The organism is Paraburkholderia sp. RL17-347-BIC-D (assembly GCF_046027915.1).
In the GTDB taxonomy this organism is placed as follows: domain Bacteria; phylum Pseudomonadota; class Gammaproteobacteria; order Burkholderiales; family Burkholderiaceae; genus Paraburkholderia.
Genome location: NZ_JARESS010000042.1, coordinates 26,632 through 49,027, shown reverse-complemented (window position 1 = coordinate 49,027; position 22,396 = coordinate 26,632). Strand labels below are relative to the sequence as shown.

The window sequence follows — 22,396 nt, the reverse complement described above, 5'->3', positions numbered from 1 at the left end:
TGCCGGGACCAGAAGTCGCCTAACTCCCGCTCTTGGTCACGATGGGCACCCACGCTCCATTTTTGACCTGATAGAGCGTCGATGCGCCGCTCTTCAACGCGCCGGTGTTGTCGAAGGAAATCTTGCCGGTCACGCCTTCGAAATCGATGGCCTTCAGCGCGGGCCGGTAGTCGTTCGGCGAGATGGACTTGGCCTTCTGCATCGCCTTGATCGCGGCCCATGCGCCGTCATAGCCGAACGGCGCATAGGACAGGATATCCACCCCGAAGCGCTTCTTGAACTTCGAGGAGAAATCCTTGCCGCCAGGCAGCTGCGCGAGTGGCCGTCCGTATTCCCAGGCCATCACGCCTTCAGCGGAATCGCCGGCGAGCTTGATGAAATCCTGATCCATCACGCCGCCGCCGCCCACCAGTTGCGCGTTCATGCCCAGCTGCTTCATGCGCTTGGCAAAGCCCGCGGCCTGCGTGTCCAATCCGCCGAAGAAGATCAGATCCGCATTGGTCGATTTGATCTTGGTGATCTGCGTGCTGAAGTCGACCGCCTTGTTGTCGGTGTACTCACGCGTCACGATGTTGCCGCCGTGCGCTTTCACCGCTTTCTCGAACTCGTCGGCCTCGCCCTGGCCGAACGCGGTCCGGTCGTCGATGATCGCGATGCGTTTGGCCTTGGTCACTTCCACGGCATACACGCCCGCGTTGCCGGCGTTCTGCGCGTCGGTGGAAATCACCATGAAGGTGTTCGCGAAGCCACGTCCGGTGATGATCGGATTGGTGGCGGCCGGGTCGATCACCGGAATGCCGGCCTGCTCGTAGACCTGCGAAGCCGGAATTGTCGTGCCCGAGTTGAAGTGGCCCACCACGGCCGACACACCCGCGTCGACCAGTTTCTGCGCGGCCTGCACGCCGATGCGCGGGTCGGCCTGGTCGTCTTCGGAGACGATCTGGAATTGGGCCACCTTGTCACCGATCTTGATCTTCTGCGCGTTGGCCTCTTCGAGTGCGAGCCGGACGCCGTTCTCCAGGTCCTTGCCGTAGCCGGCGTTGGCGCCGGTCAGCGGCGCGGCGAAGCCGACCTTCACCGGCAGGTCGTCGGCGTAGCTGGCCGGCGGCACGATGGCGAAGATAGCGCCAACGAACAGGGCAAGCGGTTTCAGCGTGTAGCGAAGACTCATGGTCTCTCCTTCCATCGACAGTTTCAGGTTGTGAAAGCGGCAAGGCAGTAACGCTGGATCGACGCGCAAGCATGGACTTCCCATGGCGCGCATCGAGAGACTACGGATGATCGGTCGCTTTGAACAATGCGGGAATGCGCGCACTTGTGCGCATTTGCGTTTAAGCGTCGGTCAATCTGGCGCGAATATAGAAAGCCAATTTGCCGTCGTCTTGGCAGTTCGAGGCACTTTGAATGAGCATTTCGGCATAGCCGGCGCAGCGCGTTCGCTGGCGGCGTGTCCGCGCCGGCGCGCGGGTGCGGATTGCGGCATATGCTTAAGAGACCGGCGCGAGCGCGCCGGCCGTGTGACTGTGGCAAAGCGGCGGGAGTGAATCCGCGCGCCATGCGCCGAGGTCAAGCCTCGTTGTGAGCTTAAAAGCAGGCGCTCAATGCTCGCCTTGCTGGCGCAACAACTCTTCGCGCAGACGCAGCAGTGGCGCCTTGGTGTCGTCGTCGGCCCAGGTGTCGAGATCGTCGAGGGCGCGCTGGCAGCCGTCGAGCACCAGGTCGAGGTCCACCGGCACGCCGTTGTTCAGCGCAAACTCGATGGTCTCGGCGAACTGCTGGCACTCGTCCTCGCCGTACGAGATGTCGAGGTTGTCGGCGATCACTTCGGCGATATTGCTGCGCGCCTTGTCGTCCGGCGTCACCATGTCGACGATGCCGCGCGCCACGGCCGGCGAGTAGTACAGCGCGATGTCGAGCCACTGCGCGGGATCGAAGTCGGCCTGGTCGAACTGGCTCTCGAAGAACTCGATCGCTTCCTGTTCGTGCGCCTCATCAGCATCGACGCTGATGCACAACTGTTCAAAAAATTCTTCCCGCTCGCTGCGGATATAACCGTCCATCGATGCCTCGTCTGCTGAATGCCGGATGCCTGAAAAATGCGGTGTGGGCTGGCAGGTGCCTCGTCCACGCGGCACGCATTATAGGACGGGCGGCTGACACCAAGCATCTTGCATGGGACCGGAGTCAGCGCGCAAGCGCCGAACTCTGGTCGACAGCCGAGCGACGCGGTGCGGATCGGCTGGTCACGTGGCGCGCATTACGGATTGCTTGCGCTGCATGAAACACATGGCCTACGCCGTATCCGCGACCCACGCATCGAACCACTCGCGCGGCTGTGCGATTTCATTCTGCGCGGCCACCAGTTCAAGCTCATAGCGGCCGGCCTGCCAGGTCGTCTTCACCACGGCATTCACGGCGGCCAGCGTGTGCTCGAAGGCCGCGCGAATCGAATCGCCTAGCAACGTGCGCGCGACGAACACCGCGCTCGTCAGATCGCCGACCCCCACCGGTTGCCGCGCGAACGGATAGAGCGGGCGCTGCCCCATCCACGATTCGCGTTCGGTGACGACCAGCATGTTGAAGCGGTCGGCGGGACTGTTGCGATCGAGCAGATGTTTGACCAGCACCAGCTTCGGCCCGCGTGCGATGAGTTCGCGGCATGCCGTCACGGCTTCTTCCAGCGTCTCGATTTCGCGTCCCACGAGGCGCTGCAATTCGGTGTGATTCGGCGCCATCGCGTCGGCCATCTCGGGCATGGTGCGCACGAGAAATTCCTGGATGCCCGGCTCGACCTTGCAGCCGCTCGCGGCGCCCATCACCGGATCGCAGAAGTACCAGGCGCGCGGATTGGCGGCCTTCACGGCCTTGACGATTTCCAGCACCGACTGCGCCTGTTCGGGCGTGCCCAGATAGCCGGACAGCACGGCGTCGCAGCGCGGCAGCATGCCGATGGCGCCGATGCCGTCGACCAGATCTTCCATTTGCGAGCCGTCGATCGCGCTGCCGGTCCAATGGCCGTACTGCGTGTGGTTCGAGAACTGCACGGTATTGAGCGGCCAGACGTTGACGCCGAGCCGACGCATCGGAAACACGGCCGCGCTATTGCCGGCGTGACCGAAGACGACATGTGACTGGATGCTCAGAACGTTTTTCGTCATGGTGTGGCCCGCGCAAACGGGTATGCGCGATCAATGAAAACGGGAAGGGTGCACCGCGGCGGCGATCCGGCTAGCACCCGGACGCCTCATGCGGCAGGACTGCTTCAGATGGTGCAGGAAATCGGCACACTCTGCATCGTCAGGAAACAATACATGAGTTTGCCTTGCGCGAGTCGATCGGTCCCCGCGTTGTTGCGCCGAACCATCAGACATGAGCATGGTGACGGACGGTTGCGAAGCCGCCCTTGGCACGTAAAAAGCGGCGTACCCGGGTTGCCCAACAGCCGTTCGAACTCAGGCCAGCTCGCGATACAACGCCAGATAACGTTCCGCCGAGGCGCCCCAGCCGAAGTCCTGGCGCATCGCGCGCCGCTGGGTTGCCTTCCATTCGGTGCGGCGTTCATACAGCGCGAAGGCGCGGCGGATCGCGGCGCCAATGCCCTTCGGTTCGAATCGCTCGAACACGAAACCGGTGGCGAGATCGTCGGCGAGATTTTCGAGCGAGGCGTCCACCACCGTATCCGCGAGGCCGCCCACGCTATGCACGAGCGGCAGCGATCCATACGCCAGCGCATACAGTTGCGTCAGCCCGCACGGCTCGAAACGCGAGGGCACCGCAATCACGTCGCTGCCCGCGACAATCGTATGCGCGAGCGTTTCATCGAATCCCAGTTCCACCGCCACGGATTCGGGATGCGTATGCGCGACGCGTTTCAAACCGTTCTCCAGCGCCGGGTCGCCGGTGCCGAAGACGATCAACTGCCCGCCGTGCTTGACGATTTCGGGCACCGCCTCGAGCAGCAGGTCGAGGCCCTTCTGCTCGGTCAGGCGGCTCACCACGCCGAACAGCAGCGCATCGCTTTTCTGCGCGAGGCCGAAGCGTTTTTGCAGCGCTTCCTTGCACGCCAGTTTGCCGGCGAGCCGCGTCATGCTGTAGTGGTTCTCGAGCAGCGTATCGGTGGCGGGACACCAGACCGTGTAGTCGACGCCGTTCAGGATGCCGCTCAGATCGTGCGAGCGATGCCGCAACAGACCGTCTAGCCCGCCGCCTTGGGCGAGCGTCTGGATTTCGCGCGCGTAGGTCGGGCTGACGGTGGTGATTCGGTCGGTGTAGTAGAGGCCCGCCTTGAGAAACGACAGTTGCCCATAGAACTCGACGCCATGCACGCTGAAAAAATCGTCCGGCAGGCCGAGCTGACCGAACTGATGCGCGGGAAACACGCCTTGATACGCGAGGTTGTGCACCGTAAAGACGCTGCGCGCGAAGCGCTTGCCGTGCTGCCGTTCGGCCGCTTTCAGATAGGCCGGCGCGAGCCCCGCGTGCCAGTCGTGCGCGTGGATGATCTGCGGCGACCATGCCGGGTCCAGTTGCTGGGCGAGTTGCGCGGCGACCCAGCCGAGTAGCGCGAAACGCTGCGCGTTGTCGCCGTAGGGCACGTGCTCGTCGTTCAGATAGGGATTGCCGGGCCGGTCGTACAGCGTGGCCGCGCGGATCACATAGACGACCAGGCCGTTCGACGCCAGCGTGCCGCGCTCGAGCGTGACGCCCGGCGCGTCGAAGCGGCGGCCCAGTTGCGCGACCGGCGCCAGATCGGTCAGGCCGGCGACCACCGTCGGAAAGCCGGGCAACAGCACCCGCACATCGGCGCCGCGCTCGATCAGCGCGGGCGGCAACGCGCCCGCGACGTCGGCGAGACCGCCCGTTTTGAGGAGGGGATACAGCTCGCTTGCGACGTGCAGGGCGCGAATCGTCATAGGCTCCGTCTCTGTCCTGTTAGTGCGGGTTGGATGGCCGGCGGCAACCGGTCCGGTCCTGCTACGTCTTCTGCTGCAACGCCTCCGGCGTGACCAGCACGACGCCGTCGTCGGTACGGTAGAAGCGCTCGGCGTCGCTCACCGGATCTTCGCCGATCACCGTGCCGTCCGGTATCGCGCAACCGCGGTCTATCACCACTTTCTGCAGCCGGCAGCTCGCGCCGACGGTGACCTGCGGCAACAAGACTGCCTCATTGATGTTACAGAACGAACTCACCTTCACATTCGAGGACAGCACCGAGCGCGAAATCTGCGAGCCCGAGATCACGCAGCCGCCGCACACGATCAGATTATTGCCCGAGCCTTGCAGCCCCTTCAGGTCGCGCACGAACTTGGCGGGCGGCAACTGTTCCTGGTACGTCCAGATCGGCCAGTTGCGATCGTAGAGGTCGAGCGTCGGGATGGTGGAGGCGAGGTCGAGATTGGCGGCCCAATAGGCGTCGATCGTGCCGACGTCGCGCCAGTACGGCTCCACATTCGGATCCGACGACACGCACGACATGCTGAACGGATGCGCGATCGCCGTGCCTTGCGTGACGACGCGCGGCAGGATGTCCTTGCCGAAGTCGTGATCGGTGTCGATGGTGGAGATGTTCTCTTCGAGCAGCGAATACAGGTAATCCGCGCTGAACACGTAGATGCCCATGCTGGCGAGCGCCGTATCCGGGCGGCCGGGAATGGCGGGCGGGTCGGCGGGCTTTTCCACGAAGCCCGTCACGCGGCGGTTTTCATCGACGTGCATCACGCCGAAGGCCACCGCCTCCATGCGCGGCACCTCGATACAGCCGACCGTGCAATCCGCGCCGCTCTCCGCGTGGTCGGCGATCATGCGCGTGTAGTCCATCTTATAGATGTGGTCGCCCGCCAGCACCACCACGTATTTCGGCCGGATCGAACGGATGATGTCGAGGTTCTGGAACACAGCGTCCGCAGTGCCGCGATACCAGTGCGCGCCTTCCACGCGCTGTTGCGCGGGCCACAAGTCGATGAATTCGCCCATCTCGCCGCGCAGGAAACTCCAGCCGCGCTGCAGATGGCGCAACAGCGAATGCGCCTTGTACTGCGTGACGACCGCGATGCGGCGGATGCCGGAGTTCAGACAGTTGGAGAGCGCGAAGTCGATGATCCGGTATTTGCCGCCGAAGTGCACGGCCGGCTTGACGCGTTTGTTGGTAAGCGGCCCGAGCCGCGTGCCCCGTCCGCCCGCAAGGACGATGGCGAGGGTAGTGCGTTGCAGATCGTTCAGCCGTGCCGGAGTGTCCATGTCTGTCTCCTGATTAGTATGCCCCGGATGGTTTGGTCGCTTGCTCTCCACTGATGAATCGTGCTGCGAGGCGGCTCCGTCTTCGCGGGTCCGTCTGCTAGTTCTAGCACTGATTTGCCGCGGGCGAGTAGTCTGAATTGTGCGGATGCCGCGCGTGCGCCCACCTTGCGCACGATCACCCCTTGCATCGCGACGATCCGTGCGCCACGACACATAGGGCGTGAGGTGAGCGGCTGCAATATGCGTGCCACGACCGCCATGCCGCTGTCAGCGGGCGCCGGCGGCAGCAGAGTCGGGCGGCGCGTCGTAGAATCGTGCGCTCCCGGCCGCGGGTTCGGGCGTTGGTTTCGCCGTGCGTTTGCCTCGCATGCCTGCCGTGTTTCCCCTTTAGAAAAAACTTCGATGAGTTTTCGCCGCCTGTCCTTGCTCGCCACGTTGAGCGTTTGCGCGCTAGCCGCCACCTCCGCGCCCGCCGTTTTAGCGGCTTCCGCCGCCACACCCGCGAGCGCCGCCGTGCCCGCGAGTGCCGCCGCGCGGAGCGAGGCGAGCGTGGCTAGTCCGGCCAGCCAGGCCGTTTCCGCCGCCACGAGCGCCGCCGGCGATACCGGTACGGCTTACGGTCCCGAGTTGCAGGGTTTCAACTATCCGGCGCCGGTCGACCAGTACGACTTCACCTCGCAAGGGGTGGCGCTGCATATGGCGTACATGGATATCAAGCCGGCGAAGGCGAACGGCCGCACAGCGGTGCTGCTGCATGGCAAGAACTTCTGCGCGGCGACGTGGGACGCGACCATTCATCGGCTGACCGACGCCGGTTATCGCGTGATCGCGCCGGACCAGATCGGCTTTTGCAAGTCGAGCAAGCCTGAGCACTATCAGTACAGTTTTCAACAGCTCGCGCGCAATACGCATGCGTTGCTGGAATCGCTCGGCGTGACCAATGCGACCATGATCGGCCATTCCACCGGCGGCATGCTGGCGATTCGCTACGCGCTGATGTATCCGCGCGAGACGCAGCAACTGGTGCTGGTCAACCCGATCGGTCTGGAGGACTGGAAGGCGAAGGGCGTGCCCTCGCTGTCCGTGGACCAGTGGTACGAGCGTGAGCTGAAGACGACCGCCGAGGGCATTCGCCGCTACGAGCAGACCAACTATTACGCGGGGCAGTGGCGCGCCAACTACGAACCGTGGGTGCAGATGCTGGCGGGTATGTATCGCGGTCCGGGCAAACAGATCGTCGCGTGGAATTCCGCGTTACTGGACGACATGATCTACACGCAGCCGGTGGTGTATGAACTGGGGCAAGTGAGCGTGCCGACGCTGTTGCTGATCGGCCAGAAAGACACCACGGCGATCGGCAAGGACGCCGCGCCTGCCGAAGTGCGCGCGAAAATCGGCCATTACCCGGAACTCGGCAAGGCCGCCGCGAAGGCGATCCCGCATGCGACGCTCGTCGAATTCGCCGATCTGGGGCATGCGCCGCAGATGCAGGATCCGCAGGCGTTTCATAAGGCGTTGCTGGACGGTCTCGCGGCGGTGCCGGCGAACCGTTGAATCAGGAGTCGGTTGACTCTCGCAGATCGAAAAAAGGGCAGCCGCTGGCTGCCCTTTCTACATTCGTTGACGTAATTACCTGTCTTACTTGCCGCCCGCCAACTCCTCACGCACTTGCGCGCCGATCTCGAACGAGCGCAGCCGTGCCTTGTGATCGTAGATCTGTGCGGTGAGCATCAACTCGTCGGCACCGGTTTGATCGATGACCGACTTCAAGCCTTCGCGCACCGTCTCACGATCGCCCAGCACCGTGCAGGCAAGCGAGTGCGCCACGCCATTCAATTCCATCTCCGACGCATCGAGCCGTTCGACCGGCGGCTGCAACTGACCCGGCGTGCCGCGTCGCAGGTTGATGAACTGCTGCTGCAGCGAGGTGAAAAGACGCTGCGCTTCTTCGTTCGTATCGGCGGCGAACAGATTGACGCCGACCATCGCATACGGTTTGTCGAGCGCGGCCGACGGACGGAATTGCGAGCGATACACCTGCAACGCCGTGAGCATGTAATCCGGCGCGAAATGCGAAGCAAAGGCGAACGGCAGACCGAGCGCCGCCGCGAGTTGCGCGCTGAAAAGCGACGAGCCGAGCAGCCACAGCGGCACGTTCAGCCCCGCGCCCGGCACCGCGCGAATGCGCTGGCCCGGCACGGGATCGGCGAAATAACGCTGCAATTCGACGACGTCGTCGGGAAACGACTCCGCGCTATTTTGCAGATCGCGGCGCAGCGCGCGGGCAGTGCTCTGATCGGTGCCGGGCGCGCGGCCGAGGCCCAGGTCGATGCGGTCGGGATACAGCGAAGCGAGCGTGCCGAACTGTTCGGCGATAACGAGCGGCGCATGGTTCGGCAGCATGATGCCGCCCGAGCCGACGCGGATCGTTTTCGTGCCGCCCGCGACATAACCGATCACCACCGAGGTCGCCGCGCTGGCGATGCCCGTCATGTTGTGATGTTCCGCGAGCCAGAAGCGGCGGTAATTCCAGTTTTCCGCGTGCTGGGCGAGGTCGAGCGTATTCCTGAACGCGTCTGCCGGCGTGGCGCCCGCGGTGACCGGCGAGAGGTCGAGGACCGAGAAGGGGATCATTGTCTGTTCACTTGTTGTTTCCGGCGCTTTCGCGCGATGGGGCATTCTCGCAAAGGTTGTGCTTTTCTGCCGACGGTGCCGCGATGCCCACGTTCGTGAAAGGGGGTTTGCTCGCGCGCGGCGTTGGAAAGGCAGAACGCGTCGCTAGAGGGTCCGAGCGTTACATGCAAATCCGATATAGATATGGCCGATCAATATTTAACAAGCGCATGTCGCGCTGCTACCTTAACCCCTCGCACGAAAGCCATGCATCCAGCCAGTCACGTCACCGCCCCGCCGGGCAGAAACCATTCAGGGAGACACGCACGTGTCCATCGAATTCATCGGCATGATCCAGACCCGCAAGGTGTCCGAAACCCACGCGGCGCAAGGTCCCGTCATCGACATCGATTACGTCGAACAGTTTGCCCGCGCGCATGAAGCCGCGGGCTTCGACCGCATCCTCGTGCCGCATCATTCCACCAGCCCCGATGCGCTGTTGACGATCGCGCACGCGGCGAGCGTGACCCGCAAGGTGCACTTCATGCTCGCGCATCGGCCGGGTTTTGTCGCGCCGACGCTCGCCGCGCGTCAACTGGCGACGCTCGATCACTATTCGGGCGGCCGCCTCGCGGTGCACATCATCTCGGGCGGCGACGACACCGATCAGCGCCGCGACGGCGACTTCCTCTCGCACGACGAACGCTACGCCCGCACGGACGAGTACCTGCACATCCTGCGGCGCATCTGGACCGAAGCCAAACCCTTCGATCACCACGGCCAGTATTACCGCTTCGAACAGGGCTTCTCTGAAGTAAAGCCGGTGCAGCAGCCGCATATTCCGGTGTACTTCGGCGGCGCGTCGGCGCCCGCGCTCGAAATCGCCGGCCGTCACGCGGACGTCTACGCGCTGTGGGGCGAGTCGAAGGCGCAAGTGCGCGAGCAGGTCGCCCGCGTGCGCGCGGAAGCCGCGAAGCACGGCCGCACCGTGCGCTTCTCGGTGTCGTTCCGGCCGATTCTCGCCGCCACGGAAGCGGCCGCTTGGGAGCGAGCGGAACATATCCTCGAAGAAACGAAGCGGCTGCGCGCGGCGCAAGGGATCGGCGTGGGTGGGCCCGCGCAAAGCGAAGGCGCACGGCGGCTGCTCGCGGCATCGGGCGATTCGGATCGCGTGGACGAGCGGTTGTGGACCGGTATCGCGAAAGAAATCGGCGGACGCTCGAATTCGACCGCGCTCGTCGGCACGCCTGAGCAAGTGGCCGATACGCTCGCCGAATATCACGCACTTGGCGTCTCGACCTTCCTCGTGCGCGGCTTCGATCCGCTGGAAGACGCCATCGACTACGGCCGTGAACTGATTCCCGCCACTCGCGAACGTATCGCGCGCGTCGAGCGCGTGGCGGCGTGAACGGAGGCGCCATGACCGATCTGTCTCTCACCACGTTCGCCAAGGAACTACCGGCAATCCAGCGTCACGCGCCGCAACGCAAATTCTGGTTCGACGATGTACCGCCGCGCGAGAGCGTCGCCGCTGAACGCCGCTATCGGCAGGAGCGGCTCGCGGTGGCGTTTCGTCTCTTCGCGCGCTACGGTTTCGATCAGGGGCTCGCGGGCCACATCACCGCGCGCGATCCGGAATGGCCCGATCACTTCTGGGTGAATCCGTTCGGCAAGCATTTCAGCCGCATCCGCGTGTCCGATCTGCTGCTGGTGAATGCCGAGGGCGAGATCGTGGTCGGCGAGGGACCGGTCAATCAGGCGGCGTTCGCGATTCACGCGGCGATTCACGAAGCGCGTCCCGACGTGGTCGCGGCGGCCCACACGCATTCGCTGTACGGCAAGGCATGGTCGACGCTCGGCCGTACGCTCGATCCGCTGACTCAAGACTCGTGCGCCTTCTATCAGGATCACGCGTTGTTCGACGATTTTCGCGGCGTCGTGCTCGATACCGATGAAGGCGCGCGGATTGCCGCGGCGCTCGGCGAGCGCAAAGCGGTGATCCTGAAGAATCACGGCATTCTCACGGCCGGCCCGAGCGTGGAAGCGGCGGCGTGGTGGTACATCGCGCTCGACAACGCGTGCCACGCGCAACTGCTCGCTGAAGCCGCCGGCACGCCGCAAGCGATTCCGCACGACATCGCCACGCTCACGCATGAACAGGTCGGCCGCGCGGGCGGCGCGCTGTTCGCGTTCCAGAGCCTGCTGGAAGGGCTGGTCGAAGCCGAGCCCGACGTCCTCACCTGAACGCTCCCACACGATGACTCAACGTACGAATTCGCCGGTTTCGCACCGGCGTCGCCGGCTCATGGCTGCGCTGTCAGCCGCGTTGCCGGCTGCGGCATGGCTCGGAGCGGGCAGCGGCCTGATCTCCCGCTCCGCCGTTGCTGCCACGCCCACGCCCAACACCGCAACCGGGCCGCGTCTGGACCTGAGCAAAGTCCGCCTGCGCGTCGCCACTTACAAAGGCGGCGACGCCACGCTGCTGAAAACCGCGGGCCTGACCGATACGCCTTACACGATCGACTGGTCCGAATTTCAATCGGGCAACGCGATGGTCGAAGCGATGAATGGCGGCTCGCTCGACATCGCCTCGGGCAGCGAGATTCCACCGATTTTCGCGCGCCTGCAGAACGCGCAGATCCGCGTGATCGCCGTCTATAAGGACGATGTCAACAACCAGGTCGTGCTGGTGCCCAAAGGCTCGACGATCCGCTCGATCGCCGATCTCAAGGGCAAGCGCGTCGGCTATCTGCGCGCGACCACCACGCATTACTACTTGCTGCGCATGCTCGAGGAAGCGGGACTCTCGTTCAATGACATTCAGGCGACCTCGCTCGCGCCGCGCGACGGCTTCGCCGCTTTCAACGCCGGCTCGCTCGATGCCTGGGCGATCTATGGCTACAACGTGCCGCTCGCGATCTCGCAGGCCGGCGCGCGCGTGCTGAAAAACGCCAACGGCTATCTGTCCGGCAATTACCTGTACTACGGGCATCCGGCGACGCTTGCCGATCCGCTGCGGCGCGCCGCGTCCGCGGATCTGCTGGTGCGCTTGCAACGCGCGTGCACGTGGTTCGCGCAACATCAGGACGCGTACGCGAAGGTGCTGTCCGCCGAGTTGCGCGTGCCGGAGGAGGCGATCCTCTCGCTCTATCGCAACCAGAGCCAGGCGCGCCGGGTCACCGGCATCACGGCGGCGGATATTGCGAGCGAGCAGCAGGTGGCCGATACCTTCGCGCGTGCCGCCGTAATCGAGCGGCGTGTCGACGTCGCACCGCTGTGGACCGACACCTTCAACACCGCGCTCGCCAAAGGTGCGTGAGCGCGCCATTCGAACCTACCTTCTGAATACTCGATGACTCAAGCCCTGAGGTCGGACCGCCTGCGCGCGTTCGCCGGCCGGATTGCGTCGCTCGTCGACGAAGCGGCGCCCGAAGCGCATCTGCTGGAAACCGGCGGCGCCGCGCTGCGCGAACTGATCGCCCACGACGACTGGCTGCCCGACGCCTTCGCGCAACCCGATCCCGAGCGGTATCAGCAGTACCTGTTGTACGTGGACGCGCGGCAGCGTTTTTCAATCGTCAGTTTTGTGTGGGGACCGGGGCAGGCGACGCCGGTGCACGATCACACCGTCTGGGGTTTGATCGGTGTGCTGCGTGGCGCGGAAATTGCGCAGGGTTACCGTATCGCCGCCGACGGCGCGCTACAGGAAAACGGCGCGGCAAAACGACTCGACGCCGGCGCCGTGGATGCAGTGTCGCCGCGCATCGGCGATATTCATCGTGTGAGTAATGCTTTTGGTGACCGTACGTCGATCAGCATTCACGTGTACGGTGCAAATATCGGCGCGGTAAAACGGTCCGTCTATCCGGACGGCGCCGCACGCAAGCCCTTTGTCTCCGGCTACGCGAACGACGTGTTGCCGAATATCTGGAATGTTGCGAAGGAGTCCCCGATCTCATGAGTTTCGTTCAGGCATTTCGTACCCGATCATTCGAAGACGTGCGCCGCGCACTGCTCGAACGCGAGGAAATCGCGCTCGTCGACGTGCGCGAGGAAGATCCGCACGCCCGCAGTCATCCGCTGTTTGCCGCCAATCTGCCGCTGTCGCGGCTCGAACTCGACGCGCCGGTGCGCTTGCCGCGCCAGGCGGTGCCCATCGTGGTGTTCGATTCCGGCGAAGGACTCGCCGAACGTGCCGCGCGCCGTCTAGGCGAGCTGGGCTATACCGACGTCGCTCTGCTTGAAGGCGGTTTGCAAGGTTGGCGCGCGGCCGGCGGCGAGCTGTTCCAGGACGTCAACGTGCCGAGCAAGGCGTTCGGCGAACTGGTGGAAAGCGTGCGTCATACGCCGTCGCTGACCGCGCCGCAAGTGCAGGCGCTGCTCGATCACGAAGCCGACGCGGTGGTGCTCGACGCACGCCGTTTCGACGAATATCACACCATGAATATTCCCGGCAGCATCAGCGTGCCGGGCGCGGAGCTGGTGCTGCGCGCGCGCCAGCTTGCGCCGAATCCGGCGACGCGGATCATCGTCAATTGCGCGGGGCGCACGCGCAGCATTATCGGTGCGCAGTCGCTGATCAATGCGGGTGTGCCGAACCCGGTCGCGGCGCTGCGCAATGGCACCATCGGCTGGACGCTGGCTGGCCAGGCGCTCGCACACGGCAGTTCGCGCAGGTTCGAGCCGATTGTCGACGATCAGCTACGTCTGGCCGCCGCCGATTCGGCGCGCACGGTGGCGGATCGCGCGAAGGTGGGCCGCACTTCACGCGACGAAGCGCGCCGCTGGGCCGGCGAAGCGGTGCGCACCGTGTATCGCTTCGACGTGCGCACGCCGGAAGAATACGAAGCGGGCCACGTGCCCGGTTTTCGCAGCGCGCCGGGCGGCCAGCTCGTGCAGGAAACCGATATGTTCGCGCCGGTACGTGGCGCGCGCGTGATCCTCGCGGATAACGACGGTGTGCGCGCGAACATGACCGCGTCATGGCTCGCGCAGATGAATATCGAGGTGTATGTCGTCGATGGTTTGATGGCGGCGGACTTCGGCGAGAAGGGCGCGGCGCCCGCGGTTCGCCATGCGCCCACGGCGCCCGACGCCGACGAGATCACACCGGCCGGACTGGTCACGCTGCTGCAATCGCGAGGCACCGCCGTGCTCGATTTCACCAGCAGCGCGAATTACGTGAAGCGGCATATTCCCGGCGCGTGGTTCGTGATTCGCGGCGAACTCGAGAAAGCACTGCACAAGCTGCCGGATGCGCAGCGTTTCGTCGTGACCTGTGGCAGCGGCGAGCTCGCGCGCTTCGCCGCTCCCGACGTCGCGGCATTGACCGGCAAGCCGGTGCAGGTGCTGAGCGGCGGCACGACGGCGTGGATCGAAGCGGGCTTGCCGCTCGAGAGCGGCGAGACGCGCATGGCGTCGGCGCGCATCGATCGTTACCGGCGGCCTTATGAGGGCACCGATAACGCGCGCGAAGCGATGAACGCGTATCTGGAATGGGAGTATGGGCTTGTCGCGCAACTCGGGCGCGACGGTACGCATGGGTTTCGCGTGATCTGAGCGGTTTGCTGCGACGAAACCGTCGAAACAGGCGAAGTGAGCGCGGGCGGCGCGGCTCAGGCCGCGCGCTGCGTGCGCGCTTCCTTGAACTGCCGCTCGACAGCCGCGCCGAAACGTTCGACAGGCTGTTGCAGTTTGCCGAGCACGCGCGGCTGCACGAGCCAGATGTCGATCAGCGGCTTGAAGTCGCTGATCGGAATGATATCGAGCGTGTCTGCGTGGGCGCTCATCTGCAGTAACGGCAGCGGCACGAGACCCAGACCGTTGCCGTCCGCGACGAGCTGCAATTGCAATTCGTTGCCGAGCGTTTCCAGGTTCAGCTTGAGGGCGAGCCCGAGCCCGGTGAGCGCGCGTTGCAGGCCGTCGCGGAAACCGCAGCCGTCCGGGTTCAACACCCAACCGATCGACTGGCATTCCGCCAGCGTATGCGCTCGCTTTTTCAGCAGCCCTTTCTGCGCGACCACCGCCAGTTTGATGCGACCTAGCGAGCGGGCCGACAGCGCGTCGTCGAAGGTCTTGTTGCTGGGCAGCAGGATCGCCGCCGCGTCGAGTTCGCCCTGTTCGACGCGTTGCAGCAGTTGACTGCCCCAACCGGTCGACGCGCGCGCCTGCAAGTCGGGATAGTCCGTCTTCAGAACGCGCATCGCCTCGGTCAGCGCGATATCCGCAATCGTCTGCGCGACGCCGAGACGCAGCGTGCCGACTGGCGGCGTGTCGGTGGCGACGATCTCGCGCAGCACGTCGAGTTCACGCTGGATCACGCGACATTGTTCGTAGACGATGCGTCCCGTGGCCGTCGCCTTCAGCGGACGCGTATTGCGGTCGAGCAGTTCGACGCCGAGCGCTTCCTCGAAATTCTGCAAGCGGCGCGTGATCGCCGGTTGCGTGAGGCCGAGCGAGAGCGCTGCCTGCTGCAGCGATTGACAGCGAATCACGGTGACGTAGGCGTCGATTTCGTCGATCTTCATGATGAGCGGTGAGCGGATAGAGGCGCAAAAGAATGCGCTCGATGATACCCGCGTCGGCGCGTACCCGCATCGGCCGCGTAAGAAAATTTCGCATATTTGCTTAGCAGAATAATGCGTTTGTCTTATACAAAGGCCTGCCTTATCGTCGATGGCAAATCAACTCGTTGCCACGACACACGCGCTGCCCATGACGACTTCCCGTTTTTCTTTCGCAATCCGATCTGTTCTGCGACGCGCGTGGTCGGTAACGCCCGGCGTTGCCGCGCTTGCTGCGTCAGCGTTGCTGTGCGCCGCGCCATCATATGCCGCCGATCTGCCGGTGCTCAAGGTCGGCGATCAAGCCTTGCAAACGCGCGGCATTCTCGAAGCGTCCGGCCAGTTGAAAGACCTGCCGTACAAGATCGAATGGTTCAACTTCCCGGCAGCGCAGCCGCTCGGTGAAGCATTGAATGCGGGTGCGGTCGACGTCGGCGGTCTCGGTGACGCGCCGCTAGTGTTCGCGCTGGCCGCCGGCGCGCGGGTGAGGGCGGTCGCGGCGACGCGCTCGAATCCGCTGGATCTGGCGATCGTGGTCGGCGCACAGTCGCCGCTCAACGACGCGGCGAGTCTGAAGGGCAAGCGCATTGCCACGACGCGCGGCTCGATCGGCCACTACCTCGCGTTGGCCGCATTGAAAAAGGCCAACGTGCCGCTCACCGACGTCACCTTCGTATTCCTCGCGCCCGCCGATGCGAAAGCGGCGCTCGCCTCGGGCAGTGTCGATGCATGGTCGGTGTGGGACCCGTACACGGCGCTCGGTGAAGCGCGCGATCACGACCGCATCATCGCCAACGGCGTCGGTCTGTCGGAAGGGCTGAGCTATCAGGTCGCCACTGAACGCGCGATCACCGACAAACGCGAACAACTCGCCGACTTCCTGCGGCGCGTGGCGATCGGCCAGCGCTGGGCGCTCTCGCATCCCGACGAAGTCGCGGCGATGCAGTCGCGTGTCACGGGCCTGCCGACCGATGTGCTGAAGACCGTCTATCAGCGCGGCCAGGTGCATCCGGTAGCGATCGACGACAGCGTCGTGGCCGCACAGCAACGCACGGCGGACACTTACGAAGCCGCCAACGTGATCCGCGCGCATCTGGACGTGCGCCCGAGCTTCGATCGCAGCTTCCCTTTGCCTTGACGCGGCCAGCCGGAGTCTCCGCATGAATGCCCCGATTGCCGACCGCGCCGTGACACGGCGTCATCCGCCGTTCGAAAGCGATGCATTCGACGCATTGCTGGCGCAACTCACGAATGAGTTCGCCGCGAGCGCCGCGCACCATGACCGCACGGCTGAATTCCCGCATGCGAATCTCTCACGCCTGCACGAGTTCGATCTGCTTTCGCTGACGGTGCCCGCAGCGCTCGGCGGCGCGGGCGCGAGCCTGCCGCAGGCCTTGAAGGTGGTGCGCGCGGTGGCGCGCGGCGAGCCGTCCACGGCGCTGGTGCTGGTGATGCAGTATCTGTTTCATCATCGCTTGCAGGGCAATCCGCATTGGCCGGTCGAACTGCGCGAACGCGTGGCGCGCGATGCGGTGCGTGAGGGCGCGTTGATCAACTCGCTGCGTGTCGAACCCGAACTCGGCACGCCCGCGCGCGGCGGCTTGCCGTCGACGATCGCGAAACGCCGCGCGGACGGCTGGGTGATCGACGGCAGCAAACTGTATTCGACCGGCAGTCCCGGTCTCACCTGGCTCGCGGTGTGGGCGCGCAGCGACGAGACGCCGCCGCGCGTCGGCGTGTGGCTGGTGCACCGCGACACGCCCGGCGTGCGAGTGGGCAACGAATGGAATCATCTCGGCATGCGCGCCACCGGCAGTCACGAACTGGTGTTCGACAACGTGTTCGTGCCGGCCGCGCAGGCAGTGGATGTGCATCCGCCGGGCGCGCCGGGCGCCGGGCTCGATGCGCTCGGCGTGGCGTGGATGAGCGTACTGTTGTCGGCGGTGTACGACGGCGTCGCGCGGGCCGCGCGCGACTGGTTCGCGCAATGGGCCGTGGACCGCGCGCCCGGCAATCTCGGCGCGCCGCTGTCGAGCCTGCCGGCCTTCCAGCAGACGCTCGGCCGCATCGACGCGCTGCTGTTCAGCAATCGCGTGCTGCTCGACGCGAGCGCGCGTGCCGAACACGTGACGCTCGACGAGGCGCCACTCGTCAAATACACGGTGACGAATCAGGCGATCGAGGCCGTGCAACTGGCGATCGAAGCGAGCGGCAACCCCGGTCTTTCGCGCGACAATCCGCTCGAGCGTCACTATCGCGACGTGCTGTGCGCGCGGATTCACACGCCGCAAAACGACTCGGTGCTGCAGGCGGCGGGACGCGTGGGTTTTGCATCGATTTCGCGCGATTGAAATGCCTCGTCGAAAGCCGTTGAAGGCCTCGCCGCTCAACGCAAATCATCTGCCAATTCGGTGTAAACGCGCTCTCGTCTAAACCCGCCAATCCGTTTAGATTAACTGCACTTGGAAGGCTTATCGAGGGACCAGGGCGGCCAATCAAGCAGCGGTTTGCCATTCCGGCGATGGCGCAAGGTCAGCAGCCAAGGTTGCTCACCGCTTCGCCCGGGACCAGACCGCTGCGCGTCGTCCGCGGTGCTTCGTTTTCAGGCGGCCAGTCGGCCGCTTTCACTTTCCGGTTGACCGTATCGACCGACCCGGCGACGCTTTGCACAGCGTCGCCTTTTTGCTTGTGGCGCCGGTTTTTTAACGTGCTTTGCCGTCTGCTTTGCCACGTTGTCTCCCGCCGTCGCAGCCTCTTGCCGCCACCACCGTGTACGACCGCGCACACCGCCGTGCCGCGTCCGCTCGCGGTTTTGCCCGTGCGCGGTTATCCTGTAGCAGACACTACACAACGGGATGCGGGCTTCGCAGCCTGCGTCCGTACAGGAAAAACTCGCTGTGAGCCTCAAACTGCTGACTGTCGCCATGCTGGCCGCGTGCGTCGCGCTGACCGGTTGCGACGACCAATCGAGCGACCGAGCCGTGCAAAAACTCAAGGAATTTTTCAACGCCGTCAAACCGGATGCGTTGTTGCTCAAGGACATGACGCCGGGCGTCACGACCGAAGCGCAGATCCGCGACCAGATGGGCAAGCCGGAAACCGAGCGCACGTTCACCGACGGTTCCAAACGCTTCGAATATCCGCGCGGCCCGCAAGGCCTGAATACGTACATGGTCGACATCGATCGTGACGGCAAATTGCAGGCGATCACCCAGGTGCTGACGGCTGCCAACTTCGCGAAGATCCGCATGGGCATGAGCGAGGACGAAGTGCGCCGACTGCTCGGCAAGCCCGGCCAGGTCGCGGTGTTTCCGCTCAAGCCGGAAACCGTGTGGAGCTGGAAGTGGCGTGAAGGCGGCGTGACCGAAGAAGGCATTTTCAACGTGCATTTCGACCAGTATCAGAAGGTGTACACGACATCGCGCTCGGATGTGATTCGAGGGCGATAGAAGTTAGAAGAGAGAAGCGGGGAAGAAGATGATTCGTCGACGTCGATACAGCCGGATCGGGCTGGTGTTAGGGGGCGGCGCCGCGCGCGGCTGGGCGCATATCGGCGCGATTCGCGCGCTGCACGATGCGGGCATCAAGCCCGATGTGGTCTGCGGCACGTCGATCGGCGCGCTGGTGGGCGCGGTGTACGCGAACGGCGACCTCGACTGGCTCGAGGAGTGGGTCGCGCGGCTCACGTGGCAGACGGTGGTGCGCCTGCTCGATCTGCGTCTCTCGGGTGGGCTGCTCGGCGGGCGCAAGGTGATCCAGCTGTTCGCCGACAAATTCAATGGCCGTTCGATCGCGCAACTGAACATGCCGTTCGCGGCGGTCGCCACCGAACTCGATTCGGGCCGCGAAAGCTGGCTCCAGGACGGCAGCGTGGTGGACGCGGTGCGCGCGTCGATTGCGATTCCGGGCATTTTCACGCCGGTGTGGCACAACGGTGTCTGGCTGGTGGATGGCGGCTTGAGCAACCCGGTGCCTGTTTCGGTGGCGCGCGGCATGCGCGCGGACTGCGTGATCGCCGTCGATCTGAACAACGATATTCTGAACGGCCGCGATTTCGGCGGCGCGGTGGTCGACACACCCGCCATCGATCCGAGCGCGCCGCCGCCGCTCGCACTGCGCCGCAACGGCAAGCCGTGGCCGCGCTGGCTCGCGCCCGCGGAGGGGCGCGCCACGGACGACGTGCGCGTGCCGCCCGCGCCGAGCGCGCGCGTGCCGTCCATGCTGAGTTCGATCGCGCAAAGCATCGACATCATGCAAGTGCGGATTACGCGCAGCCGCCTCGCGGGTGAGCCGGCGGATATCCTGATCCAGCCGCGTTTGGGCGGCATGGGGATTTTCGACTTTCACCGCGCGGCGCCGGCCATCGAGGAAGGGCGCGCAGCGGTGGAACATATGCTGCCCGCGATTCGGGCAAGGTTGGGGATTGACTGACGTCTATCGAAAAAGCGACCCGAAACTTGCTAAATCGCGGCGGCGCTCGCCGCGCATTCCCCGCCTTACAAATCCCAATTCCCCGCAAAACCAAGCCCTGCAAGCCGCACGGCACGTCAAAGCACGCTTTGCTGCGTCGCAACAAAGCGCCGGCGCGCCTTTGAGAAATTAATTTTCGCTTGCGAGACTCCGCGCCATGCTGGACGAGTGGGCAAACACAAGCCGATACCGTCCGAGACATCCTCAAACAACCTGGATGGAGACACGCGTGTTCCTATACGGCTTTGGTCCGGTGTTGCTGGCCGGCACGATCCAGACAATCGAGCTGTCCCTCCTGTCGCTGGCGGCCGCCGTGCTGCTCGGCCTCGCGGGCGCGGCGGCGAAACTCTCGTTCAGCCGCCCGCTGCGGGCAATCGCGACCGGCTATACGACACTGATCCGCTCGGTGCCCGACCTCGTGCTGATGCTGCTGCTGTTCTACAGCATCCAGATCGCGGTCAACAATCTCACCGACGCGCTGAATCTCCCGCAATTCGATATCGATCCGTTCGTGGCCGGCGTGCTGACGCTCGGCTTCATCTACGGCGCGTACTTCACCGAGACCTTTCGCGGCGCCTTTCTGGCGGTGCCGCGCGGCCAGCTCGAAGTGGGTAGCGCGTACGGCATGAGCGGCGCGCGCGTGTTCACACGCATCCTGTTCCCGCAGATGATGCGTTTCGCGCTGCCGGGCATCGGCAACAACTGGCAGGTGCTGGTGAAGGCGACGGCGCTGGTGTCGATCATCGGTCTCGCCGATGTGGTCAAAGCCGCGCAGGACGCCGGTAAAAGCACCTTCAACATGTTCTTCTTCATCCTGGTCGCCGCGCTGATCTATCTGGCGATCACCACCGCCTCGAATCTCGTGCTGATCTGGCTGGAAAAGCGCTATTCGATCGGCGTGCGGCACGCGGAGCTCTAAGACCATGATCGACATCCTCAATCAATTCTGGCGCGCGTTCCTGTACTGGGACGGCCAGCGCATGTCCGGCCTCGCGGTCACGCTGTGGCTGCTGGTGGCGTCGATCGGCATCGGCTTCGTGCTGGCGATTCCGCTGGCGGTGGCGCGCGTGTCGAAGAAGCGCTGGCTCTCCACGCCGGTGCGTCTTTACACTTACGTGTTTCGCGGCACGCCGCTGTACGTGCAGCTGCTGCTGATCTATACCGGCATGTACAGCCTCGAATTCGTGCGCTCGCATCAAGTGCTGGACGCGTTTTTTCGCAGCGGCTTTCACTGCGCGATTCTCGCCTTCGCACTGAACACCTGCGCGTACACCACGGAGATTTTCGCCGGCGCGATCCGTTCGACCTCGCACGGCGAAGTGGAAGCGGCCCGCGCCTACGGCATGAGCTGGTTCACGATGTACCGGCGCATTGTGATACCGTCCGCGCTGCGCCGGGCCTTGCCGTTGTACAGTAACGAAGTGATCCTGATGCTGCACGCCACCACGGTCGCCTTCACGGCCACGGTGCCGGACATCCTGAAGGTGGCGCGCGACGCGAACTCGGCCACTTACCAGTCGTTCGACGCGTTCGGCCTCGCGGCGCTGATTTACCTGGTGGTGTCGTTCGCGCTGGTGGCGTTGTTCCGCCGCGCCGAGCGCCACTGGCTGGGTTACCTGGCGGTGCGCACGCATTGAAGCGCGCCGTGTTTGCAGTGGATGGCGCGTTATCCTCGCGTCGTCACGAAGATTGATCCGTATTTTCAAAGGGAGAGCATCTTGCTCCACACGACTCAAACCGAAGCTTGCAAGCTCGCCGTACAGGACATCCACAAGCGCTACGGCGACAATGAAGTGCTCAAGGGCGTGTCGCTCAATGCGAATAAGGGCGACGTGATCAGCATCATCGGCGCGAGCGGGTCGGGCAAGAGCACCTTCTTGCGCTGCATCAATTTCCTCGAGCGGCCGAACGCCGGGCAGATCGTCGTCGACGGCGAGACGGTGAAGACCAAAACCGACCGTGCCGGCAATCTCGAAGTCGCCGATCACAAGCAGCTGCAGCGCATCCGCACGAAGCTCGCCATGGTGTTCCAGCATTTCAACCTGTGGGCGCACATGAATGTGATCGAGAACATCGTCGAAGCGCCGATTCATGTGCTGGGTCTGAAGCGCAAGGAAGCCGAAGACCGTGCGCGGGAATATCTCGAGAAGGTCGGTCTCGCGCCGCGCCTCGAAAAGCAGTATCCGTCGCATCTGTCGGGCGGTCAGCAGCAGCGTGTGGCGATTGCCCGCGCGCTAGCCATGAACCCCGACGTGATGCTGTTCGACGAGCCGACTTCCGCGCTCGACCCCGAACTGGTCGGCGAAGTGCTGAAGGTCATGCAGAAGCTCGCCGAAGAAGGGCGCACCATGATCGTCGTCACGCACGAAATGGGTTTCGCGCGCAACGTGTCGAACCATGTGATGTTCCTGCATCAAGGCCGCACCGAAGAAGAAGGCTTGCCCGCGGAAGTTCTGACCTCGCCGCGCAGCGAGCGGCTCAAGCAGTTCCTCTCCGGCAGCCTGAAGTAACGC

At 64.4% G+C, this 22,396-nt stretch carries 20 protein-coding genes; 13 read left to right on the top strand and 7 right to left on the bottom strand.

Annotation, left to right across the window (positions count from 1 at the left end):
• Positions 1 to 19: 19 nt before the first annotated feature.
• The 5 genes from P0D96_RS36300 to glgC all read right to left on the bottom strand — a co-directional run bounded on the left by P0D96_RS36300 (position 20) and on the right by glgC (position 6,237).
• Positions 20 to 1,171: a branched-chain amino acid ABC transporter substrate-binding protein gene (locus P0D96_RS36300; RefSeq protein WP_408179308.1), complete on the bottom strand. Its 1,152-nt coding sequence runs from the start codon at positions 1,169 to 1,171 to the stop codon at positions 20 to 22.
• A 427-nt stretch (positions 1,172 to 1,598) separates the two neighbouring features.
• Positions 1,599 to 2,060 (bottom strand): hypothetical protein, encoded by a 462-nt coding sequence (locus tag P0D96_RS36295; RefSeq protein ID WP_132375066.1) that lies wholly within the window; start codon positions 2,058 to 2,060, stop codon positions 1,599 to 1,601.
• A 231-nt stretch (positions 2,061 to 2,291) separates the two neighbouring features.
• Positions 2,292 to 3,158, bottom strand: a complete 867-nt coding sequence (gene pdxY / locus P0D96_RS36290; RefSeq protein WP_132375065.1) for a pyridoxal kinase PdxY — start codon at positions 3,156 to 3,158, stop codon at positions 2,292 to 2,294.
• A 294-nt stretch (positions 3,159 to 3,452) separates the two neighbouring features.
• Positions 3,453 to 4,913 carry a glycogen synthase GlgA gene (glgA, locus tag P0D96_RS36285; RefSeq protein ID WP_408318489.1) on the bottom strand — a complete coding sequence of 487 codons (1,461 nt, stop codon included), beginning with the start codon at positions 4,911 to 4,913 and terminating at the stop codon, positions 3,453 to 3,455.
• Positions 4,914 to 4,974: 61 nt separating this feature from the next.
• Positions 4,975 to 6,237: a glucose-1-phosphate adenylyltransferase gene (gene glgC / locus P0D96_RS36280; protein ID WP_408179306.1), complete on the bottom strand. Its 1,263-nt coding sequence runs from the start codon at positions 6,235 to 6,237 to the stop codon at positions 4,975 to 4,977.
• 402 nt (positions 6,238 to 6,639) lie between these two features.
• Here glgC and P0D96_RS36275 point away from each other — a divergent pair, with 402 nt between their 5' ends.
• Complete coding sequence (locus P0D96_RS36275; RefSeq protein WP_408318487.1) at positions 6,640 to 7,791, top strand: alpha/beta fold hydrolase; 1,152 nt, start codon at positions 6,640 to 6,642, stop codon at positions 7,789 to 7,791.
• Between the two features lie 84 nt (positions 7,792 to 7,875).
• On the opposite strand, the gene P0D96_RS36270 is transcribed toward P0D96_RS36275, so the two are convergent.
• Positions 7,876 to 8,871, bottom strand: coding sequence for an LLM class flavin-dependent oxidoreductase (locus tag P0D96_RS36270; RefSeq protein WP_408318485.1), 996 nt, complete (start codon positions 8,869 to 8,871; stop codon positions 7,876 to 7,878).
• 307 nt (positions 8,872 to 9,178) lie between these two features.
• On the opposite strand from P0D96_RS36270, the gene P0D96_RS36265 reads away from it, so the two are divergent.
• From P0D96_RS36265 to P0D96_RS36245, 5 genes are all read left to right on the top strand, one after another.
• Positions 9,179 to 10,258, top strand: coding sequence for an LLM class flavin-dependent oxidoreductase (locus tag P0D96_RS36265; protein ID WP_408318483.1), 1,080 nt, complete (start codon positions 9,179 to 9,181; stop codon positions 10,256 to 10,258).
• An 11-nt stretch (positions 10,259 to 10,269) separates the two neighbouring features.
• On the top strand, positions 10,270 to 11,094 hold the full coding sequence (locus P0D96_RS36260; protein ID WP_408179302.1) for a class II aldolase/adducin family protein: 825 nt from the start codon (positions 10,270 to 10,272) through the stop codon (positions 11,092 to 11,094).
• A gap of 61 nt (positions 11,095 to 11,155) precedes the next feature.
• Entirely contained in the window at positions 11,156 to 12,169 is a 1,014-nt protein-coding gene (locus tag P0D96_RS36255; protein WP_408318481.1) for an ABC transporter substrate-binding protein, read from the top strand.
• A 33-nt stretch (positions 12,170 to 12,202) separates the two neighbouring features.
• Positions 12,203 to 12,811, top strand: coding sequence for a cysteine dioxygenase family protein (locus P0D96_RS36250; protein WP_408280275.1), 609 nt, complete (start codon positions 12,203 to 12,205; stop codon positions 12,809 to 12,811).
• Positions 12,808 to 14,409, top strand: a complete 1,602-nt coding sequence (locus P0D96_RS36245) for a rhodanese-related sulfurtransferase (RefSeq protein WP_408318479.1) — start codon at positions 12,808 to 12,810, stop codon at positions 14,407 to 14,409. Before P0D96_RS36250 ends, P0D96_RS36245 begins: the two co-directional genes overlap by 4 nt.
• Positions 14,410 to 14,465: 56 nt before the next feature.
• On the opposite strand, the gene P0D96_RS36240 is transcribed toward P0D96_RS36245, so the two are convergent.
• Complete coding sequence (locus tag P0D96_RS36240; RefSeq protein ID WP_408318477.1) at positions 14,466 to 15,377, bottom strand: LysR family transcriptional regulator; 912 nt, start codon at positions 15,375 to 15,377, stop codon at positions 14,466 to 14,468.
• 187 nt (positions 15,378 to 15,564) lie between these two features.
• Here P0D96_RS36240 and P0D96_RS36235 point away from each other — a divergent pair, with 187 nt between their 5' ends.
• The 7 genes from P0D96_RS36235 (at position 15,565) to P0D96_RS36205 (ending at position 22,393) form a co-directional block, all read left to right on the top strand.
• Complete coding sequence (locus P0D96_RS36235; RefSeq protein ID WP_408318475.1) at positions 15,565 to 16,551, top strand: ABC transporter substrate-binding protein; 987 nt, start codon at positions 15,565 to 15,567, stop codon at positions 16,549 to 16,551.
• A 22-nt stretch (positions 16,552 to 16,573) separates the two neighbouring features.
• Positions 16,574 to 17,764 (top strand): acyl-CoA dehydrogenase family protein, encoded by a 1,191-nt coding sequence (locus tag P0D96_RS36230; RefSeq protein ID WP_408318473.1) that lies wholly within the window; start codon positions 16,574 to 16,576, stop codon positions 17,762 to 17,764.
• 546 nt (positions 17,765 to 18,310) lie between these two features.
• Complete coding sequence (locus P0D96_RS36225; protein ID WP_116116581.1) at positions 18,311 to 18,862, top strand: hypothetical protein; 552 nt, start codon at positions 18,311 to 18,313, stop codon at positions 18,860 to 18,862.
• A 28-nt stretch (positions 18,863 to 18,890) separates the two neighbouring features.
• Positions 18,891 to 19,844, top strand: a complete 954-nt coding sequence (locus P0D96_RS36220) for a patatin-like phospholipase family protein (protein WP_132375051.1) — start codon at positions 18,891 to 18,893, stop codon at positions 19,842 to 19,844.
• Between the two features lie 268 nt (positions 19,845 to 20,112).
• Positions 20,113 to 20,802: an ABC transporter permease gene (locus P0D96_RS36215; protein WP_408318471.1), complete on the top strand. Its 690-nt coding sequence runs from the start codon at positions 20,113 to 20,115 to the stop codon at positions 20,800 to 20,802.
• Positions 20,803 to 20,806: 4 nt separating this feature from the next.
• A complete protein-coding gene (locus P0D96_RS36210; protein WP_106285972.1) occupies positions 20,807 to 21,520 on the top strand; it encodes an ABC transporter permease in 714 nt (237 codons plus the stop codon).
• Between the two features lie 81 nt (positions 21,521 to 21,601).
• The gene (locus tag P0D96_RS36205) at positions 21,602 to 22,393 is read left to right on the top strand and encodes an ABC transporter ATP-binding protein (RefSeq protein ID WP_132375049.1); all 792 of its coding nucleotides are present in this window, start codon (positions 21,602 to 21,604) and stop codon (positions 22,391 to 22,393) included.
• The last annotated feature ends 3 nt before the right edge of the window (positions 22,394 to 22,396 follow it).

What these genes read in the sequence shown, in the direction of transcription:
- P0D96_RS36300 (WP_408179308.1), bottom strand. Translation starts at nt 1,171, where the DNA reads ATGAGTCTTCGCTACACGCTGAAACCGCTTGCCCTGTTCGTTGGCGCT.
- P0D96_RS36235 (WP_408318475.1), top strand. Translation starts at nt 15,565, where the DNA reads ATGACGACTTCCCGTTTTTCTTTCGCAATCCGATCTGTTCTGCGACGC.
- P0D96_RS36250 (WP_408280275.1), top strand. Translation starts at nt 12,203, where the DNA reads ATGACTCAAGCCCTGAGGTCGGACCGCCTGCGCGCGTTCGCCGGCCGG.
- P0D96_RS36210 (WP_106285972.1), top strand. Translation starts at nt 20,807, where the DNA reads ATGATCGACATCCTCAATCAATTCTGGCGCGCGTTCCTGTACTGGGAC.
- P0D96_RS36245 (WP_408318479.1), top strand. Translation starts at nt 12,808, where the DNA reads ATGAGTTTCGTTCAGGCATTTCGTACCCGATCATTCGAAGACGTGCGC.
- P0D96_RS36255 (WP_408318481.1), top strand. Translation starts at nt 11,156, where the DNA reads ATGGCTGCGCTGTCAGCCGCGTTGCCGGCTGCGGCATGGCTCGGAGCG.
- P0D96_RS36220 (WP_132375051.1), top strand. Translation starts at nt 18,891, where the DNA reads ATGATTCGTCGACGTCGATACAGCCGGATCGGGCTGGTGTTAGGGGGC.
- pdxY (WP_132375065.1), bottom strand. Translation starts at nt 3,158, where the DNA reads ATGACGAAAAACGTTCTGAGCATCCAGTCACATGTCGTCTTCGGTCAC.
- P0D96_RS36275 (WP_408318487.1), top strand. Translation starts at nt 6,640, where the DNA reads ATGAGTTTTCGCCGCCTGTCCTTGCTCGCCACGTTGAGCGTTTGCGCG.
- P0D96_RS36230 (WP_408318473.1), top strand. Translation starts at nt 16,574, where the DNA reads ATGAATGCCCCGATTGCCGACCGCGCCGTGACACGGCGTCATCCGCCG.
- P0D96_RS36240 (WP_408318477.1), bottom strand. Translation starts at nt 15,377, where the DNA reads ATGAAGATCGACGAAATCGACGCCTACGTCACCGTGATTCGCTGTCAA.
- glgC (WP_408179306.1), bottom strand. Translation starts at nt 6,237, where the DNA reads ATGGACACTCCGGCACGGCTGAACGATCTGCAACGCACTACCCTCGCC.
- glgA (WP_408318489.1), bottom strand. Translation starts at nt 4,913, where the DNA reads ATGACGATTCGCGCCCTGCACGTCGCAAGCGAGCTGTATCCCCTCCTC.
- P0D96_RS36270 (WP_408318485.1), bottom strand. Translation starts at nt 8,871, where the DNA reads ATGATCCCCTTCTCGGTCCTCGACCTCTCGCCGGTCACCGCGGGCGCC.
- P0D96_RS36295 (WP_132375066.1), bottom strand. Translation starts at nt 2,060, where the DNA reads ATGGACGGTTATATCCGCAGCGAGCGGGAAGAATTTTTTGAACAGTTG.
- P0D96_RS36260 (WP_408179302.1), top strand. Translation starts at nt 10,270, where the DNA reads ATGACCGATCTGTCTCTCACCACGTTCGCCAAGGAACTACCGGCAATC.